Consider the following 3093-nt stretch of genomic DNA (forward strand, 5'->3'; position numbering starts at 1 on the left):
CGCTGTCCCACAATATAATTTTTTTGCCTTTCTAATTGTGACTGTACCTTTGCTAACCACTCCATTAACAACATATCTTCAAGCCCTGCTGTACTGACGCCCTTGTTGGTGGAAGAAGAACGTACCGCCTTTGCATTGGAGCGCTTTACTACAGCTTTTGGCATCGGTATTGTTTTTTTGATAAACGCTTTATGCTCCACTTTTTGAGGAAGGGGTTCTTCCAAAGACTTTAAGTCATCTTGTTCTACCATATGCTGAGGCTCTTCCGATTGAACTTCATCCACGGATTCTAATTCCTCTGACTCCTTCTCTAAAAGATCAGACTGTAATACTTTTGGCTCTGTATTAATATCCGAATTAATATCCGACTCTGTATGAATATCTGACAAATCTGTATCAACATCCGGATAGATAGTTTCTTGCACAAAAGTCAGCATAATCTCCGACGAGAGCAAGCTATTACTTACACCCGTACTTTGAAAATAAAACTGCGCTCCCAATAATACATGCAAAAATAAAGCTCCAACAAATGCACCAATCCAAAGAGTTAATAATTGCGTCGTATTTTCAAAATTCATCGTTTCTTCTGCCGCTATTTTAAGCTTAATATTGGTGTAAATCTCATTAAAACAGGCTATTTTGAAATTGCAACTTTTTTCTTGACTGATTTTGTCATGTTTAATATGGTTTTCTAGTGGTTTTGTCTTGTTGGCAAAATCACTTCTGCTTGGCTGGCAAGTTTTAATCAGCGGGTCCAGCCTTTTTGTATGTAAATAAAATTTCAAAACAGAGAGGGGATGTTTAAAAAGGTTGTGATGTGTTATGCAAATAAGACGAAAAAATATCTATAAAAGCTGTGTGATTTTAAGTGCATTATCGGTCTGTATACCTTCATTTGTTTTTGCACGAAATAAAGATGGAGGAGCTGTCACTGAACTCAAACCAATTGTTATTGAAGAGAAAAAAATAGGGACGGCCTTGGATTCGGTCACTATTCTGACAGATCGGAAAACCGCGAAGGATATTCGTGAGAAACAAATAACTGATGCCTATGATATTAGTCGTCTTTATCCAACCGTGGGGTATAGCCCAAGTAATAACAGTTTTGTCATTCGTGGTTTAGAAGCAAACCGTGTTCTCACAACAGTGGATGGTATTGTTCTTCCGTGGTTCAATGATATATTGCGTAATAACAGTGGTAACACAATGTTTGACTTTAGTGCGCTTTCCACACTTGATGTTATTCAGGGACCGGATTCTAGTCTTTATGGATCTGGTGCACTGGGAGGAGTTGTTGCGTTGCGTACCCTTGATCCTGAAGATCTTATCACAGAAGGAAAAAATTGGGGTGGTCTTATAAGAAGTGGTTATCATTCTGTTGATAATAGTTGGCACGTAGATCAAGCTGTTGCAATGCGTGCTCAACAAACGTTTTTGCTTTTCCAAGGTTCTTATGCGGAAGGTCATGAGCGCAAAAATATGGGAACCCTAGAAGGTTATGGAGAGCGCACACGTAAAAACCCTGCTCATTTTGACCAAAATAATTTGCTCTTTAAAATTCACCAATACCTTGATGACAATCACCGACTTGGTTTTACAGCAGAACGTTTTGGTCACAATGTTGATACACATTCATTGAATGCTTCTGAAAGATATTATGCCCGTGGTTCCGTTTATGACAAGGACGACAAACTCCGTGAACGCCTTTCTCTTTCTTATGACTATAACGGCAATGAAGATGCACTTTTTGATGCGTTTCGTGGACAGATTTATTGGCAAAGACAGTCAAGTCATGATATTATGACTTCATTTCGTGTTCGGGCACCCAAAGGGGATTTTTTGAGAGATAATTTTTTGCGTAATACCAATTATGGTTTCAATGCTGATGCTCTCAAGAAGGTTCATACTGGCACTGTAGACCATACGTTAAAGCTTGCCGCTAATGTCTTGTCATCTAAGTTTCATCATTATTTGTTCGGGAAAGATAATTGTCACTTGCCGGAAAATGCACGGGGATGCCTCTTTGTGCCCGCTAATCGGTCAGATTCACCAGATACAAATGGCTATAATTTGGGTTTTGTTTTCGAAGATGAAATTGGCCTTGCCGATAACCATTTCCGTATCACACCTGGAATTCGTTATGATTGGTATAAGTATGTCCCTCAGAAAACGTCTTCTTATGAGAAAGCTCTACTTTCTGACAAATTTCCTCCAGAAAGAAATGGTTCACGTTTTTCTCCCAAATTACGTGTGGAGTGGGATGTTCGTGATCAAGTAACGCTTTATGCCCAATGGGCACAGGCTTTTCGTGCACCACGTATTGCAGAACTTTACGTCTCTTATATAAAACCCTCTGCTTATTACTCGAAGGGCAACCCTGATCTTAAAGCAGAAACGAGCAATGGGTATGATGTTGGTATAAGGTATGGAAATAGAAATTTGGGTGGTTCAGTCAGTGCCTTTTTCAATCAATACAAGGACTTCATAGACACTGTGGATAAAGGTCCATCAGAGGAATTCCCATTAGCACGTCGCCATTATATAAATCGTGCAAATGTGCGTATTTATGGTGCTGAAGCAAAAATACATTTGGCTCTTAATGGTGGATTCCATAGCAATTTTGCTCTTGCCTATTCGCAAGGAAAAGATATTGATAAAGATGAATATCTTAACTCAATTCCAGCTTTAAAAGCGATTGTTGGGATCGGATATGCAAAAGAAATCTGGGGAGCAGACGTTGTTCTTACCTCATCTGCCAAACGTGATAAAGTTGCTAAGGAATCGGACTATCAAAAAATTCCAGGTTATAATATTATTGATGTGTCAGGTTGGTTGAAGCCATTTGGTGAAAAGGGTCCTGTTATAAGGGCTGGTGTTTATAATCTGTTCAATCAAAAATATTGGAATGTATCAGATCTTCCTTCCGATGACGGCTCAACACCGAAGGATTATTATAGTCAGCCTGGTCGCAACTTTAAAGTTTCGTTCGTGCAAAAATTTTAGTCACTTTTGTTAATCATTAGATCAATTAAAAAGGTTATATCGATAAAAAATAAATTATTGCGTTTCTGTTCTCATTGTTCTTTGAACAAC

General features: G+C 38.7%; 2 protein-coding genes. One reads left to right on the forward strand and one right to left on the reverse strand.

Translation table 11 applies throughout. The annotated features are described in order from the left end of the window. On the reverse strand, positions 1-578 hold a 578-nt coding region (locus ACFIKE_RS08985; protein ID WP_375649421.1), incomplete at its 3' end, for an energy transducer TonB. A 244-nt stretch (positions 579-822) separates the two neighbouring features. Here ACFIKE_RS08985 and ACFIKE_RS08990 point away from each other — a divergent pair. Continuing rightward, positions 823-3003, forward strand: a complete 2181-nt coding sequence (locus tag ACFIKE_RS08990) for a TonB-dependent hemoglobin/transferrin/lactoferrin family receptor (protein WP_375649419.1) — start codon at positions 823-825, stop codon at positions 3001-3003. Positions 3004-3093: the final 90 nt, after the last annotated feature.

Source organism: Bartonella sp. MU70NMGDW (assembly GCF_042194085.1).
GTDB lineage: Bacteria > Pseudomonadota > Alphaproteobacteria > Rhizobiales > Rhizobiaceae > Bartonella > Bartonella grahamii.